This is a genomic window from Saprospiraceae bacterium, assembly GCA_016714025.1.
In the GTDB taxonomy this organism is placed as follows: Bacteria; Bacteroidota; Bacteroidia; order Chitinophagales; family Saprospiraceae; genus Vicinibacter.
On record JADJOB010000002.1, the window covers coordinates 2097868 to 2112658 of the forward strand.

The window sequence follows — 14791 nt, forward strand, 5'->3', positions numbered from 1 at the left end:
CTGAATTTGAATCTACAAACTATTTTAATATGAAATGGATCATTGGAATGATATCAATCCTTTTTGGAAATCTAAGTTTCCTGTTGGCACAGGCAGGGCAATTGGATCCTTCATTTGGAAATGGGGGATGGGTGAATACCGATTTTGGGGGCAAAGATCAAAGTGGTTGTGTTGCGATCCAACCCGATGGGAAATTATTGGTTGGAGGTCGTACCAATGGGTTTTCCGGCTCTTTTGATTTTATAATTGCACGGTACCATGAAAATGGGCAATTGGATGGAAGTTTTGGCGATCAGGGGAAGGTGGTTTTGGATTTTGGATCAACTCAGGAAAATGTTGAATTCATTCATTACTTACCGGAAAATAAAATTTTAATCGGCGGATATTCCAATTTAAGTCCCAATACGACATCTTACGTTGTCAGACTGGAATTAGACGGCCGCGTCGATACAACATTTGCAAATCATGGCATCCTGAGTTTTAAATACGGTCGTTCAACGGGCATTCTCAACATGGATTTGCAAGAGGATGGAAAATATGTGTTTGGTTGCATCGGCGTGATAGATACCCTGGATGTTGATTTTTTAGTCACAAGATTTTGGCCAGATGGAACCCTTGATACCAGTTTTAATCATAAGGGCTGGGTTTATTACGATTTTATGACGCGTGAAAACATTCCTTTCGATATGTTTGTACAGAAGGATCATAAAATCTTCTTAAGTGGATGCTCCGGAGTATATCCTAAAGCAAATTTTGCATTTGTTCGGTACAATGAAGATGGAAGTTTAGATTCAACTTTTGGGAACATGGGCAGCATGCAAACTGATTTTGCAGGAAACCAGGATGTTGCTTATTCATCAATTATTCAGGAAGATGGTTCTTTTTATGTTTCAGGTACAGTTCGCGACAGCATCACAAATTATGATTTTGCTTTGGCAAAATACAATTCAGATGGAAGTTTGGATCCAACATTTGGAAATGGTGGAAAATTAACCTATGATTTTAAAGGTCCGGTTGATTTTGGGTTGTACATGAAACAACAAAAAGATGGTAAACTTCTGGTGTGTGGTGAAAATAATATCCTCACAAAAAACAGTTTCGTTGTGGTGAGATTTAATAAGGATGGAAGCATTGATTCAAAATTTGGCAACAATGGAATGGCATCTCTGGATGTTGTAAATATATTGACCGATGATACTCCCAGTTTTACCTTGCAACAGGATGAGAAAATTGTGATGGTTGGAAATTATAAAGATGGGACTAACATCAACTTTTTAATCATGCGATTTTTAAATGATGGCATTTCTTCTACAAAAGAAGAAAATCAAGCACCCTTCCTGATTGCACCAAATCCTGTTGGAGATCATATAATGCTCCATAATTCTAAAATTGAATCCAATTATACGGTTTCAATTCTACATCCTAATGGAAACATTTTACAACAAGAAACTATTCAATTTGACAAAACAAGCAAATCAATCCTTTTATCAGAATCCGTACAATGGCTTCCGGGTGTTTATTTTTTAAAGTGGAACCATGGAACAAAATTTGGTGTAATCCCTTTTATTAAAAGTTAATCGGTTCAATAAAATCCGAAAAATAAAATAGGATTACTTTGCTTTAACGGTCATTAATTTTTTAACGACATCTTTATCAATTTCCATTCCCTTATTAATCGCAATTTGTGCATTTGCTTTGTCACCCAATCTCGTGTAGGTAATGTATAAATTCGCCCATACAGATGCAGATTTTGGATTTATTTGAGATGATTTAGAAAGGTATTCGAGTGATTTTAAAAGATATCCCAGTTCAGCTTCTGCACTACCCAAAAGCTCCAGTGCCTGGTCATCGTTGGGATTTAATTTCAATGATTTGATTAAGACTTGTTTGGCTTCTTGATTATTATGTTCTTCATGAAATAAAAACCGGCCATATTCACGCAAGGCTTTTTGATAATTTTTCATTATAGACATATCGCCGGGAGCCATGGTAATATATTGTTCATACGTGGCTACCGCATCTTTGTGGTCTTTAATGATGTAATACGCATTCCCTAATAGAAACACACAATCCGTGTATTTTGGATAAATCTCCAGGGCTTTTTTCAAATGAAATATCGCCTGATTTACCAAATATTTGTTTGCTTCTTTGTCATCGGATTTTCGATAGTTTTCCAATAAGGTAAATCCAAGGGAAGAATTTAATTTAGCACTGTTGGAGGAATGCTGGTAGTCAGAATTAAATAAAGTAAAATTATTTTTCCAGGCATTATTTCGTGCAATGGTTCGCGCTGAAAAAGCAAGCACTATAATAGGTAATAAATAGATGCTCCAGGAATAGCGGGCTTGTAAAAAGCGCAGCAGAAACGCAGCCGCCATAATGCATATACCCAAAGAAGATACAAATACAAATCGTTCCCCCATGTAAGCTCCTATTGAAAAGAACAGGTTGGAAGTAGGGATCAATGCAATGATAAATAAGAAGATGGACCAGGAATAGAGGGGTTTGGTTTTAATCCATTTAAATGCAAAGTAGATTGCAGCACCTGCCAAACCAAGCGCCAGGATTGGTAGAGGTGAAAATAAATTTACAGCTGCAATACTTTTAGGTGCATAATCATGCGTCAAAGGGTAGGGTATAAAATTTAAATAAACGTACCGCAACAAACTGTAAAAAATGGTACCATATTTCTCAGCAGGATTCATTTCGACAAGTCGCTCGCCGCGAAACTGCAACCAGGGGTTTTCCAAAAAATTTCTGGAACTATTAATGAAACTAGCTCCCAATACCCATATACGAATGCCGATAAAAAGTGCAGAGGAAACAACCAATGGGCTATAGATTAACCAACTGCGTTTTACTTCTTTTGGAATAAATAAATAAATAGCAAGTGGAATCAATGCCAAAAATACAATTGCATTTTCTTTTGAAAATAAAGCCAGCATAAAAAAGATTCCGGATAAAATACCGTGAAGTATTTTTTTGCTTTCAAGGGTCTTTAATAAAAAATATAAACTGGAAAATGAAAACAACAAAGACCAAATTTCATCCAATCCTTTAATATTTGCAACAACTTCAGTGTGGAGCGGATGAATTGCAAATAAAAGGGTCGCAATCCCTGCAATTAGTTTGGCTTGATGGGGATATCGATACGCGAGTAACTTGGCCAGCGTAATAAAGATTATACAATTTAACAATCCATAAAAGAGTACATTAAAAAGATGGGCAATGAATGGATTATTTCCGGAAACTTGATGTTGTACGGCAAAGAAAGCGAGGGTCAGGGGTCTGTAGCGCCCCCCTCCAACTGTACTTTTTCTTCCTGAATCTTTAAAATATCCGGCAAAGGTTTCATTAGAAAATATATTACTGATGCCACTGATCCCGCTTTGAACAAATTGGTTTTCGGTATATACAACCCGATCGTCTAATACAAAATCATGAAATAGGGTGTTGGCATAAAGGGCAAAAGATATAATAAAAATCAAGTATATGCTCCAGGTGCTTTGAATCAGTTTTTGTAAAGAATCAATCATGAATGTGCTTAGCTAAGATGAAGGGCCAAAGATAAAGCTTTCAGGCTAATCTGGTTTCATTTAAAGGGATACGGAGCGGGTAGCGGGATTCTATTTTATCCAAATACAAGAAGCCCAGCCCGACAAGGGTTGACAAGCCTCCAACCAACCACCAAAGGGTTTCGAATCCAAAATGATCGGCTATAGCACTTCCTGAAGAGCTGCCAACAATATGTGCTACGCTGTATGCGATTGTATACAAGGATGCATATTGACCAATATTGGACGGATTGCTGCGTTTCATAAAAAAGACCAACATAAAAGGCATGGCCAATATTTCACCTGCAGATATGATTGCGGAGGATATTATACCCAGTCCAAATGCGTCCATAGTCACCACATTGAATATTACAAAAGAAAGCCCCGTTATAAATGTTCCCATCGCAATCAATCGCAATCTTCTAAAATTTTCAAGCGAATACACCGCTACCATCTCAAATGCAGCAATGAATAAACCATTTATACCCAATACCCATCCAATTTGACTTTCTGATAAGAATAATTCTGTTTTTAAATAAATTGGAAGTGTTGTAAATATTTGAAAAAAACAAAGTCCAAACAAACAAGTCAAAAGAATAAAATATAAATAAAACCGATCTTTAAATGCAGATTGATTAACAGGTTTGTTCATCACACTGTGTTCTCTTTTTGGTTTAATCTCCAATCTGGGTAGTTTATAAAAAATCAAAACACCTGCTAAAATATTGGTAATGCCATCTACGTAAAATAACAATTGATAATTATGAGATGCGATCCAGCCTCCAATAGCAGCGCCAAATGCCCATCCTAAATTAACGGACAATCTTACAAGCGATCCGCTTCTGGTGAGTGTATCCGGATTGCTGTAAGCAGAAATTGCTGCCATGCTTGCGGGTCGGAAACTCTCATTAATTACAGATGCAATAAACGTTGCAAGACAGATCAGATAATAATTTTCAAAAAAGGAAATAAAAATATACGAACAGCCTCCGGCAATTAATGAAAATAGCATTAAATTATAAAATCCTATGCGATCTGTAAGCTTGCCTCCAAAATAAGCGCCAACGATAGAACCCAATCCAAAACAAGTCATGACCATACCTGCTTTTGTAATGCTCACTCCAATATGTTGAGTCATATACATGGACATAAAAGGAACGACCATCGTCCCTGCACGGTTGACTAATTGAACCAATGCAAGCAACCAGGAATTGATATTCAATCCTGCAAATGAATCCCGATATAAATTGATGATTCGCTTGGTCATTTGCAAATTAAGTAATTTTAAATCCGACCTTTTAATTTGAAAACAGGATTAACAACAAATTATCAACTATGAATTTATTTAAGTTTCTTTGTTGATCAATTCATTTTATGCATTTTAGTTATTGGTTAAGTAGCATCTTGCTTTTGTATTTTGGAGTCTTGCTTTGGATTGCACGCGCAACCTCAAAAGACCAATCCAATGAAAGTTTTTTTATTGGCAAGCGCAATTCAAATTGGTTTGTAGTTGCTTTTGGAATGATTGGTACATCTTTATCTGGTGTGACATTTATTTCTGTGCCGGGTACTGTAGGTTCTCAGGGTTTTTATTATTTGCAAGTTGTATTGGGTTACTTTTTAGGTTATTTGGTCGTTGCCTTTGTACTGCTTCCTGTTTATTATCGGATGCAGGTGAGTTCGATTTACCATTTTCTGGATGAGCAGTTGGGTCGAATTGCTTATAAAACGGGAGCCTCTTTTTTTATTTTGTCCCGCACGGTCGGAGCAACCGCCAGATTGTTTTTAGTAATCAATGTATTGCAACTCTTTTTACTCAATGATTTGGGCATTTCATTTTATTGGACTGCATTTTTTATTCTTTTTATGATTTTGGTTTATACCATGCAGGGAGGTGTTAAAACAATTGTGTGGACCGACACCCTTCAAACCTTTTTTATGTTACTCGCCTTGGTTAGTTGCATTTTTATTATACTAAACCAATTGGATATTAACTTTTCAACAGCGGTAAACCATATGAATGAAGCCAATTATTTGCGTTGGTTTAACAGCGATTTTATGGCCGGCTCAAACTTTTGGAAACACCTGATAGGCGGTGCTTTTATTACCATTAGCATGACAGGAATGGATCAGGAAATGATGCAAAAAAACATCAGTGTCCGTACCTTGAAAGACTCTCAAAAAAACATGCTGAGTTTTAGTGTAGTGTTGGTAATTGTTAACATTCTTTTTTTGATTTTAGGAGGACTGCTTTCATTGTATGCAAATCAAAACGTACCCGGTGTGGCTGGAGATGATTTATTTCCTTCGATTGCTTTTGGTAAAATGCCGGTTTTATTTTCACTATTATTTGTCGTTGGATTAATCTCAGCTTTGTTTCCAAGTGCGGATGGAGCAATTACGGCCTTGACTTCATCTTTTTGTGTAGACATTCTGGGCTTCAATCGAAATGCTGAACTCACAGAGCATCAAAAAATAAGGAAACGCAAAATGGTCCATTTTTTATTTGCACTTATTTTTCTACTCCTGGTATTTATTTTTAAATGGATTGATAATAAATCTATCATCGATTTAATTCTTAAAGTTGCAGGATACACCTATGGACCGTTGCTGGGCTTGTATGCATTTGCCCTGTTTTCCAAACGAGGCTTGTCAAATTCGATCATGGTATTCGTTCTTTGTTGTTTGGCACCCGTGATTGTATTTGTAATCGATCGTAATTCAGCTAATTGGTTCCATGGATTTTCGTTGGGGTATTTAAACCTTCCTCTAAACGGACTGGTTACCTACCTGAGTTTATTAGCCATATCAAAACAGAAAACATGAATTTTATCCGTTTGACCGAAGGAGATTCAATATACCATGACCTTGAACACAAAAGCAGCATTGAATTGCTGGAATGCATGAATGTTGAAGACCACAAACCTGCTGAAGCTGTTAAACTCGTATTGCCTTTAGTTGCGACTTTCATTGATCAGACCTTACCTAAACTTTTAGAAGGCGGACGTATATTTTATATTGGAGCCGGCACGAGTGGCCGATTGGGAATACTGGATGCTTCAGAATGTCCTCCCACATTTGGGGTAGCGCCGGATCTTTTTAATGGAATCATTGCCGGAGGCGATGGAGCCATCCGAAAGGCTGTGGAATTTGCAGAAGATAGCACCCAACAAGCCTGGCTTGATTTACAATCCTTTTTTGTAAGCGAACTCGACACAGTGATCGGAATCACAGCAAGCGGAACTACACCTTATGTCGTAAATGGACTTAAATCCTGTCGGGAACACCGGATTACGACTGCAGGTATTACTTCCAACCCAGGCAGTCCGGTCAGCAAAGAATCCGATTTTCCCTTTGAATTGCAATTGGGACCGGAATTTATTACCGGAAGCACCCGATTAAAAAGTGGAACCGCTCAAAAAATGCTTTTAAATATGATTTCAACCTGCCTTATGATCCGATTTGGGAGGGTAATCGACAATAAAATGGTGGACATGCAATTGGCCAATACGAAACTTATCGAACGAGCGGTGCGTATGATCCTCCAATTTAAATCGATCCGCGAAGAAAAAGCCAGAGAACTCCTCAAAGAATTTGGAAGCGTTCGTGGAGTCATTGAGTATTTGCGTGTAAATCTCAGTTAATTTTTTTGATAAGTCAGCCGCTATCCGCCATTTATTTTCTAAAATTTAGGCATCAAAAATTGTAAATTCCAAAAAATCATCAAAAAATCAGGGTAAACCCTGATAAAAAATCAGGGTTTACCCTGATGACATTCAAGGTTTTTTTGTAATATCTTGCAGTATGGAAAATGAGTTTCTTCAGGCAGCGAATCTCAGGCTTGAAGTATCCCATTAATTAGATGATTTACTAACCCTAAATTCTTGTTTTATGAGATCGATTAAACCACAGGCACACACCGATTCTTGGGTGGATCAATTTGAATCCGATTTGAATCTAAAACCAGGCTGGCTTGAAAATTACAGAAAGCATTTGTCCTGGATTAAAACATCTAAATCGGATCAGGAAGATGAAATCTTAAAGGATTTGGCCACTGAACTGTAAACAATTTAAAATTGTTTGTCGGATGATTTACAGAGTTGATTTCTAACAGGGAGAATCAACTCTGTAGGTCTTAGAAAAAACGATCTTGTGATTCTGATTCTGCTTTTCGTTCTGACAGTGTTTTGTTAAAGACATCGCGCTCAAAAAAGTAATCCTTCGGATTTCGGTCTTGTCCCTGCCATTCATAAACTACTGCAACCTCATCGTGTTCTCTGAAATTTCTAAATATAAATGCAGTCCAGAGTCCTGCAATGGCTCCAAACAAATGACTTTCCCAGGAGATCCTTTCTTCTGTAGGAAAAAAACCAGCGAGGTATCCGCTATACATTATAACCATAATGGTCATTAATACGATCGATTTTACATTCCTTCTGAAAATACCTGAAAAAAAGATGAAGGAAATCAATCCATAAACAAGGCCACTGGCACCTATGTGCGAATAATTTCGACCAAATAAAAAAACCATGAACCCGGTTAACAGCAAAATCAAAATAAATCCTGCCCATCCAATGCTCCGGTAAAAATAAAATAATACCAAACTACTTACAAATAGGGGAGGAAGGTTTGAAAATAAATGGCCCCAGCTCGCATGTATAAACTGCCCGGTCAATATTCCATACCATTGTTGAATATCTCTTGGATATACACTCCAATCATATTTTTGAATCGGGAAAATGATAAACAGCACATGTATCAAAATACAGGCCACCGAAAATAACAATGCAACAAAAAGGGCGTAAATGAATTTTTCTTTTTCTTTGGCTAATTCAAGCATTAGGAATATTTCCGTTTAATCAATTTTATAAACCACTGCGCCTTTTTTATTCGTTTCTCATCCATCCAATCGTATTGAGGAATTAATTCTTCACTCAAATAATTTCGGGCATCTTCAAATCGATCCAGCGAATTTAATCGTTGCAAGGCATTATCAAATGAATTCTTATCCCCCCCAAAAAGTTCATTTTGCGTCAGGATTCTTTCATTGAGTCCCATGGCTTTTTGAATGCTGCTAATTGGTGTTGAATCCAATTGCTCGGATAAATCTTCCACTTTCTTGAATGTAAACAACTCCTTGTAGCGATCAGTTTGAATAGGCTCTGCTTTTATTGCCGGGGCTTCGCTAACTGGTTCGGGTTCTTGCTTTTCTATTTTAATTTTAGGAGCAGGACTTTCCTGAATATGCGATTCTTCATTGTCTGAAATGGCCTCGTCTTCCACTTTAATTGTAAGGATGGATTCCCGGATTTTCTGATTGTAATCCAATAGCAGGTTTTTTTCCGATTGGGTAAAACTCTCTTCTTTAGAATAAATTTCCAGGATGGTGTTCATTTTTTGCATCCATTTTCTGACATTGTTAAATTCCATAGCAAAATTTTGTTGGCTTAAAACGGTTTTTATGTTGTAATTATTTGCACAAAGGTATTCGATTTTAGCAGGAGGACATATTGAAATTTCATATATATATGGAATTATTAGATATTTGCAGCAAGAATGTTTCTAGAACCAGCCTATAAATCACAACGCTCCGGATGGATTGAAGTTATCTGTGGCTCCATGTTCAGTGGAAAAACTGAAGAATTGATTCGCCGTCTCAAAAGGGCCCGGATTGCCAACCAAAAAGTTGAAATTTTTAAACCGAGCAAGGATACCCGATATGATGAACGGAAAGTGGTTTCCCACGATGAAAACGCGCTGCTTTCCAAACCCATCTTAACATCCAAAGAATTATTGTCCATATTGGAAGATACCGAAGTCGTAGGCATCGATGAAGCACAATTTTTTGATGCCCAATTGCCTGAAATTTGTCAAGAACTTGCCGTAAAAGGCAAACGGATAATCATTGCTGGATTGGATATGGACTTCAGAGGACAACCCTTTGGTCCGATGCCGGCTTTAATGGCTGTTGCTGAATATATTACCAAAGTCCATGCAATTTGTCCCCATTGCGGCAATCTGGCTACCCATTCGTATCGATTGAGTGGAGAAAATGAAACCATTGTATTGGGCGAAAAGGACAAATACGAACCCAGGTGCAGACTTTGTTTTACGATGGGGGCAATTTTACAATTTAAATAAGCACATGAACGCTAAACGAATTCACTCGGCTTTAATTTCAGTTTATAATAAAGAGGGTCTTGATGAAATTGCACTCAGACTAAAAGATTTGGGAATTGTGATCTATTCAACCGGAGGGACCCAGGCCTATCTTGAAAATTTAGGAATTCCAGTTGTTGCTGTTGAAAACATTACAGAATATCCATCCATTTTAGGAGGACGGGTAAAAACATTACACCCGAAAGTTTTTGGTGGCATTCTGGCCATTCGGAATCCAGATCATTTATCTCAGTTGGCACATTTTCAAATCCCTTTGATAGATTTGGTCATCGTCGATCTATACCCATTTCAGGAAACCAGAAGGACCAGTACCGACCACCAGGAAATCATTGAGAAAATTGACATTGGGGGCATTTCCCTCATTCGTGCAGGGGCTAAAAATTATGAAGACGTGGTCATCATTTCTTCTGCCATGCAATACCCAAATATTCTTGAAATTTTAAAGAATAATGCGATTTCACAAATTGAAGAACGCAAGCAATTGGCCGGGCAAGCATTTCAGCTGAGCAGTGCCTACGATGCAGCGATTGCTGATTATTTTGGAGCTTCCTCTAACAATAAAAGTCCACTTCGGTATGGTGAAAATCCGCACCAACAGGCACATTTCACAGGCGATCTGAATGAATGCTTTGAAATACTATCAGGAAAAGAATTGTCGTATAATAATATTCTGGATCTGGATGCGGCTTGCAATTTAATTGCTGATTTTTATAAAGGTCCGGCTTGTTTTGCAGTGATCAAACATACCAATGTATGTGGGATTGCCATTCGGAATACACTATCCCAAGCATGGGAAGATGCTTTGGCAGGAGATCCTGTTTCTGCCTTCGGTGGAATTTTAATTTGTAACAAACCGCTGGATCTCCAAACTGCAGAAAAAATCAATTCCTTATTTTATGAAATACTCATAGCACCTGCTTTTGAATCTGGGGTTGTTGAACTGCTGAGTGCAAAGAAAAATCGCATTCTCATTTTATTGAAACAACTGCCAGTAAACAATTGGAGCAGTCGAACGGCTTTGAATGGGGTTTTAAATCAGGAAATGGATCTTCACCAACAAGAAGCCGATGCCTTGAAACTTGTTACTAAAAGACAAGCAACGGATTTAGAAATTGTGGATCTTTTATTTGCATCGCAGTGTGCGAAACATCTGAAATCAAATGCAATTACCCTTGTGAGAAACCAGCAATTAATTGGTATGGGATGTGGGCAAACTTCCCGGGTTGATGCCTGCAAACAAGCCATTGAAAAGGCCAGAGCCATGGGCTTTGATCCTGCAGGCAGTGTGATGGCCTCTGAAGCGTTTTTTCCATTTCCGGATTGCGTTGAACTGGCAGCACAGGCCGGGATTAAAGCTATTATTCAACCGGGGGGATCTGTAAATGATGTTAAAAGCATTCAAAAAGCAGATGAATTGGGTCTTTCAATGGTATTTACCGGAATCAGACATTTTAAGCATTGATTATGGACAAATTGTGCATAGACATTGGCAATAGCCGGATTAAACTGGCTTTAATGGAAGAGGGTAAAGTCAAGCGCTATGCTGTTCATTGGATCAAAGAAGAAGCAGCCATCATCAGATGGTTGGAAGAAGTTGAATTTGAAAAAGGAATTTATTCCAGTGTATTGGCTCAGGATCCGGATTGGCTGTTGGCATTTAAAGATAAAAGAAAATTAATGCGCTTGAGTTCCAATACCAACCTGCCATTAAAAATACACTATAAAACACCGGAAACACTTGGAACTGACCGGATCGCTGCCATGGCAGGAGCATTGGCGCTCTATAAAAAAGGAGCTTTACTGGTCGTAAATGCAGGTACCTGCATCACCTACGATTTGGTAAACAATCACGGTGAATTTATTGGGGGTAATATTGCCCCGGGCCTGGAAATGCGCTGCAAAGCCATGCACGATTATACGGCCAGTTTGCCGCTGATTAAAGTGCATGATCCCGGAAATTCCTTTATAGGCTACGATACCATAAGTGCCATGGAAAATGGGGCACTTCAAGGCATTGTGCTTGAAATTGAGGGTTATTTTGTCAGGCTTCGTAAAAACTATCCGGAGCTTCACGTCGTTTTAAGTGGTGGGAATGCTCCTTTTTTGGTAAATCACTTGAAAATAAGCATTTTTGCGGAACCTTACCTGGTTCTTAAAGGCCTCAATACCATTTTAGATTATCAATGATGTACATTAAATCGTTTTTTATATCCTTCGGTTTTTTATTCTGTGTCACACAAATGTTTGCTCAGAACAATGAAAATTCTCCTTTATCCCGATATGCATTAGGTGATTTGCGGATTGCAAGTACAGGATGGATGGCTGGAATGGCCAATGCCGGAACCGGATTTATTTCAGAGCAACTTTACAATCCTCTAAATCCTGCTACGGCCGCTTTTCTGAAACAAACCGATATGGAAATTGGAGTGTACGCCCGAAGAAATAAATTGGAGGAGGCATCAGGCAATACCATTACAGACTGGTCTGGAAATATTAATAACATTCAATTGGCGGTGCCTTTGCGCAATGCAATCAATGAAATCCTGGATCGCAAAAAATACATCCATTCGTATGCTATCCAAATTGGTTTATGCCCGTATTCATCCGTTGGGTATCGCTCTGAGACCATTGATTCAACCGATAAAAACAACCAGTTGAATCGATTTGTACAAGGTGATGGACTGATCCAAAATTTTCAATTGGGCTTCTCGTACCGATACAAAGATCTTGCAGTCGGTTTGCGAATGAATTACCTTTTTGGAAATTTGAATTTCAACCAGAATTTATATTTTAATAGTTTACCGGCATCCTATGATTCTTATTTAAATGATAAAGTTCATATCAGTGGATGGCAGCCCGTCCTTGGATTTAGTTATCGTAAAATTTTAAATCAAGAGCAACTGACTAAAGACAATAGTTTGCGGCGTCAAATTTTTTCTGCAGGCTTGGTATTTGACATTCCGGTGAAATTTAATTCAAGCTATTCCGCTTTGCATCAAACGCGTTTTGAAGATCAGTTGGGGGTAGTAGACACTGTTTTATATATAAACGAATTGAATGAAAAAGGAAAATTGCCATTTGGGGTGCAAGCTGGATTGGCCTATTCACATAAAGATAAATATGGGTTTATGGGTTCATTTCAATGGACGGATTGGAAAAATGCAGAGCTCACAACAGGCCTGATCAATGGCACCAAATCTTCCAATCGCATCGCAATTGCAACATGGTATAAACCGGGCTTAAATAGTTTCGACAATGTCATTAAGAAATCAACCTATCGTTTTGGAGCTTATCTTGAAAATGATTATCGATCCATAGACAATACAGAAATCAAAGGCATGGGACTCACAGTAGGATGGTCCTACCCAATAATTTTCTTAAGACAAGATGCGATGTTTCATTTAAACGTTGATTTTGGTCAACGAAAATTGGAAGAACGATTAAAAGAAAATTACATCAACATTCATTTTGGAATCAGCATCAATGACAATGAATGGTTTTTAAAGAGGAAGTATAATTAAAGCAATTAAAATAATCTTGGATTAAGTAATTATTGAAAATTACTTAACCGATTTCCTGATATAAATTAACAATCTGAGTTACCAATTCTTCAGCGATTCGCTGTTGCGCATCAAGGGTAGATGCACCAATGTGTGGACTAACTGAAACTTTTGGGTGATTTAACAAAAGCGGATTTACTTCCGGTTCATTTTGAAAAACATCCAATCCTGCTCCGGCTAATTGATCTGAATTTAAAGCATTTAATAAAGCAAGTTCATCCAGATTTTCACCACGCGATGTATTAATGACACATGCGGTTTTTTTCATGATTGCAAAGCGCGCTTGAGTGAGAATTTGATTTCCATCAAACGGAGAATGCATGCTGATGTAATCTGCTTCGGGAAGTCCTTCCTCTAAGCTCACTAAGTTAACAGGAATTAATATGGTTTGTCCTTGTATTTCAAAATTCAAGGATAGCTGATTAATATAAGGATCGTGTGCCAGGATTTGCATACCCGAACCAAGGGCCAATAAACCCAATTCCCTACCAATTCTACCCATGCCAATGATGAGCAGCGTTTTCCCTTTTAATTCGGTAGCTTTTGATAGATTCTTTTTAAGTTCGACAAAACTGCTTTTGTCCTTTAAATTGCGATTGCTGAGCTGGAGGTTGCGGCTCAAATTAAAAATATGGGCCATGCTCAATTCGGCTACAGAGCGCGAAGAAGATGCAGGTGTATTAATCACTTTAATGCCTTGCGCTCTGGCAGCATCAATATCAATATTATCCATGCCTACGCCTGCACGGGCAATAAATTTCAGATTCGGACAACGATTGATCAGATCCTGTCGAATTTTCGTTGCACTTCTGACTATAATCCCTTGATAATGGATTAACTCATTTGGAAGCTCAGCTGCTTCAAGTTTTTTGAGATCTACAGTAAATCCGTGTGATTTTAAGGCTGATACGCCTGACTCTTCAAGGCCATCTGTAACTAATATTTTCCAACTCATTGGTCAAAAATAAAAAAGGAATCCAATGTGATTGGATTCCTTTTATAAAAGGGTTTAAATTTTTATTATTTCAGTCTTTTTGCTCTCTGAGCAGTAACTCGTTTCTCTGTTTCCACACTTAATAATTGGTGAGCAGCACTGTGACCGGCATCTTTGGCCAAATCGCGTGCACATTTCCCCATTTTATTTTCATTCATTGGATTGGCACCTGCGGTTAATAAGGTTTCAATGATTTCTGTATTGCCACCCATAGCAGCAAACATCAATGCATCCTGAAAATCCGTTTTTTGATTAACCTGTGCACCCCGGTTCAATAATAAATTGACCATTTCCGGATTAGCCTTTAAAGCGGCATAGGCTAAAGGAGTTAATTTTTGATCGTTGACAATGAGGATGTTATTTACATCATGTCCGGATGCAATCCATTCTTTTACAAATCGGGAATCCGATTGTTCAATTGCGGATTGGAGGGTCTGCTGACTGTATCCATTCAGGACCACGCTTGCTACAGCTAAAAAACTAAAAAATGCTTTTTTCATGTT

14 protein-coding genes are annotated in these 14791 nt (G+C 38.0%); 8 read left to right on the forward strand and 6 right to left on the reverse strand.

The window, feature by feature from the left end:
- Window positions 1-29 precede the first annotated feature (29 nt).
- The gene (locus tag IPJ80_11480) at window positions 30-1577 is read left to right on the forward strand and encodes a hypothetical protein (protein MBK7914107.1); all 1548 of its coding nucleotides are present in this window, start codon (window positions 30-32) and stop codon (window positions 1575-1577) included.
- A gap of 33 nt (window positions 1578-1610) precedes the next feature.
- Here the strand turns inward: IPJ80_11480 and IPJ80_11485 are convergent, their stop codons facing one another.
- Window positions 1611-3536 carry a glycosyltransferase family 39 protein gene (locus tag IPJ80_11485; GenBank protein MBK7914108.1) on the reverse strand — a complete coding sequence of 642 codons (1926 nt, stop codon included), beginning with the start codon at window positions 3534-3536 and terminating at the stop codon, window positions 1611-1613.
- Window positions 3537-3576: 40 nt separating this feature from the next.
- A complete protein-coding gene (locus tag IPJ80_11490) occupies window positions 3577-4821 on the reverse strand; it encodes an MFS transporter (GenBank protein ID MBK7914109.1) in 1245 nt (414 codons plus the stop codon).
- A 107-nt stretch (window positions 4822-4928) separates the two neighbouring features.
- Here IPJ80_11490 and IPJ80_11495 point away from each other — a divergent pair, with 107 nt between their 5' ends.
- The 3 genes from IPJ80_11495 (at window position 4929) to IPJ80_11505 (ending at window position 7619) form a co-directional block, all read left to right on the forward strand.
- Entirely contained in the window at window positions 4929-6380 is a 1452-nt protein-coding gene (locus tag IPJ80_11495) for a sodium:solute symporter (GenBank protein ID MBK7914110.1), read from the forward strand.
- Window positions 6377-7198: an N-acetylmuramic acid 6-phosphate etherase gene (locus tag IPJ80_11500; GenBank protein MBK7914111.1), complete on the forward strand. Its 822-nt coding sequence runs from the start codon at window positions 6377-6379 to the stop codon at window positions 7196-7198. The genes IPJ80_11495 and IPJ80_11500 overlap by 4 nt, the downstream gene beginning before the upstream one ends.
- Window positions 7199-7445: 247 nt before the next feature.
- Window positions 7446-7619 (forward strand): hypothetical protein, encoded by a 174-nt coding sequence (locus IPJ80_11505; protein ID MBK7914112.1) that lies wholly within the window; start codon window positions 7446-7448, stop codon window positions 7617-7619.
- A 70-nt stretch (window positions 7620-7689) separates the two neighbouring features.
- On the opposite strand, the gene IPJ80_11510 is transcribed toward IPJ80_11505, so the two are convergent.
- The gene (locus IPJ80_11510) at window positions 7690-8394 is read right to left on the reverse strand and encodes a rhomboid family intramembrane serine protease (protein ID MBK7914113.1); all 705 of its coding nucleotides are present in this window, start codon (window positions 8392-8394) and stop codon (window positions 7690-7692) included.
- Window positions 8394-8984 carry a hypothetical protein gene (locus tag IPJ80_11515; GenBank protein ID MBK7914114.1) on the reverse strand — a complete coding sequence of 197 codons (591 nt, stop codon included), beginning with the start codon at window positions 8982-8984 and terminating at the stop codon, window positions 8394-8396. Before IPJ80_11515 ends, IPJ80_11510 begins: the two co-directional genes overlap by 1 nt.
- Window positions 8985-9110: 126 nt before the next feature.
- On the opposite strand from IPJ80_11515, the gene IPJ80_11520 reads away from it, so the two are divergent.
- The 4 genes from IPJ80_11520 to IPJ80_11535 are packed head-to-tail and all read left to right on the forward strand — an operon-like array spanning window position 9111 to window position 13255.
- Entirely contained in the window at window positions 9111-9695 is a 585-nt protein-coding gene (locus tag IPJ80_11520; protein ID MBK7914115.1) for a thymidine kinase, read from the forward strand.
- 4 nt (window positions 9696-9699) lie between these two features.
- On the forward strand, window positions 9700-11196 hold the full coding sequence (gene purH, locus IPJ80_11525) for a bifunctional phosphoribosylaminoimidazolecarboxamide formyltransferase/IMP cyclohydrolase (protein MBK7914116.1): 1497 nt from the start codon (window positions 9700-9702) through the stop codon (window positions 11194-11196).
- 2 nt (window positions 11197-11198) lie between these two features.
- On the forward strand, window positions 11199-11921 hold the full coding sequence (locus IPJ80_11530; GenBank protein ID MBK7914117.1) for a type III pantothenate kinase: 723 nt from the start codon (window positions 11199-11201) through the stop codon (window positions 11919-11921).
- A gap of 53 nt (window positions 11922-11974) precedes the next feature.
- Window positions 11975-13255, forward strand: a complete 1281-nt coding sequence (locus tag IPJ80_11535) for a hypothetical protein (protein ID MBK7914118.1) — start codon at window positions 11975-11977, stop codon at window positions 13253-13255.
- Between the two features lie 43 nt (window positions 13256-13298).
- Here the strand turns inward: IPJ80_11535 and IPJ80_11540 are convergent, their stop codons facing one another.
- Together IPJ80_11540 and IPJ80_11545 are read right to left on the reverse strand one after the other, a co-directional pair.
- On the reverse strand, window positions 13299-14249 hold the full coding sequence (locus IPJ80_11540) for a 3-phosphoglycerate dehydrogenase (GenBank protein MBK7914119.1): 951 nt from the start codon (window positions 14247-14249) through the stop codon (window positions 13299-13301).
- Between the two features lie 65 nt (window positions 14250-14314).
- Window positions 14315-14788, reverse strand: coding sequence for an ankyrin repeat domain-containing protein (locus IPJ80_11545; protein ID MBK7914120.1), 474 nt, complete (start codon window positions 14786-14788; stop codon window positions 14315-14317).
- Between the last annotated feature and the right edge of the window lie 3 nt (window positions 14789-14791).

What these genes read in the sequence shown, in the direction of transcription:
- purH (MBK7914116.1), top strand. Translation starts at nt 9,700, where the DNA reads ATGAACGCTAAACGAATTCACTCGGCTTTAATTTCAGTTTATAATAAA.
- IPJ80_11510 (MBK7914113.1), bottom strand. Translation starts at nt 8,394, where the DNA reads ATGCTTGAATTAGCCAAAGAAAAAGAAAAATTCATTTACGCCCTTTTT.
- IPJ80_11540 (MBK7914119.1), bottom strand. Translation starts at nt 14,249, where the DNA reads ATGAGTTGGAAAATATTAGTTACAGATGGCCTTGAAGAGTCAGGCGTA.
- IPJ80_11515 (MBK7914114.1), bottom strand. Translation starts at nt 8,984, where the DNA reads ATGGAATTTAACAATGTCAGAAAATGGATGCAAAAAATGAACACCATC.
- IPJ80_11520 (MBK7914115.1), top strand. Translation starts at nt 9,111, where the DNA reads ATGTTTCTAGAACCAGCCTATAAATCACAACGCTCCGGATGGATTGAA.
- IPJ80_11545 (MBK7914120.1), bottom strand. Translation starts at nt 14,788, where the DNA reads ATGAAAAAAGCATTTTTTAGTTTTTTAGCTGTAGCAAGCGTGGTCCTG.
- IPJ80_11500 (MBK7914111.1), top strand. Translation starts at nt 6,377, where the DNA reads ATGAATTTTATCCGTTTGACCGAAGGAGATTCAATATACCATGACCTT.
- IPJ80_11490 (MBK7914109.1), bottom strand. Translation starts at nt 4,821, where the DNA reads ATGACCAAGCGAATCATCAATTTATATCGGGATTCATTTGCAGGATTG.
- IPJ80_11505 (MBK7914112.1), top strand. Translation starts at nt 7,446, where the DNA reads ATGAGATCGATTAAACCACAGGCACACACCGATTCTTGGGTGGATCAA.
- IPJ80_11530 (MBK7914117.1), top strand. Translation starts at nt 11,199, where the DNA reads ATGGACAAATTGTGCATAGACATTGGCAATAGCCGGATTAAACTGGCT.
- IPJ80_11480 (MBK7914107.1), top strand. Translation starts at nt 30, where the DNA reads ATGAAATGGATCATTGGAATGATATCAATCCTTTTTGGAAATCTAAGT.
- IPJ80_11535 (MBK7914118.1), top strand. Translation starts at nt 11,975, where the DNA reads ATGTTTGCTCAGAACAATGAAAATTCTCCTTTATCCCGATATGCATTA.
- IPJ80_11485 (MBK7914108.1), bottom strand. Translation starts at nt 3,536, where the DNA reads ATGATTGATTCTTTACAAAAACTGATTCAAAGCACCTGGAGCATATAC.
- IPJ80_11495 (MBK7914110.1), top strand. Translation starts at nt 4,929, where the DNA reads ATGCATTTTAGTTATTGGTTAAGTAGCATCTTGCTTTTGTATTTTGGA.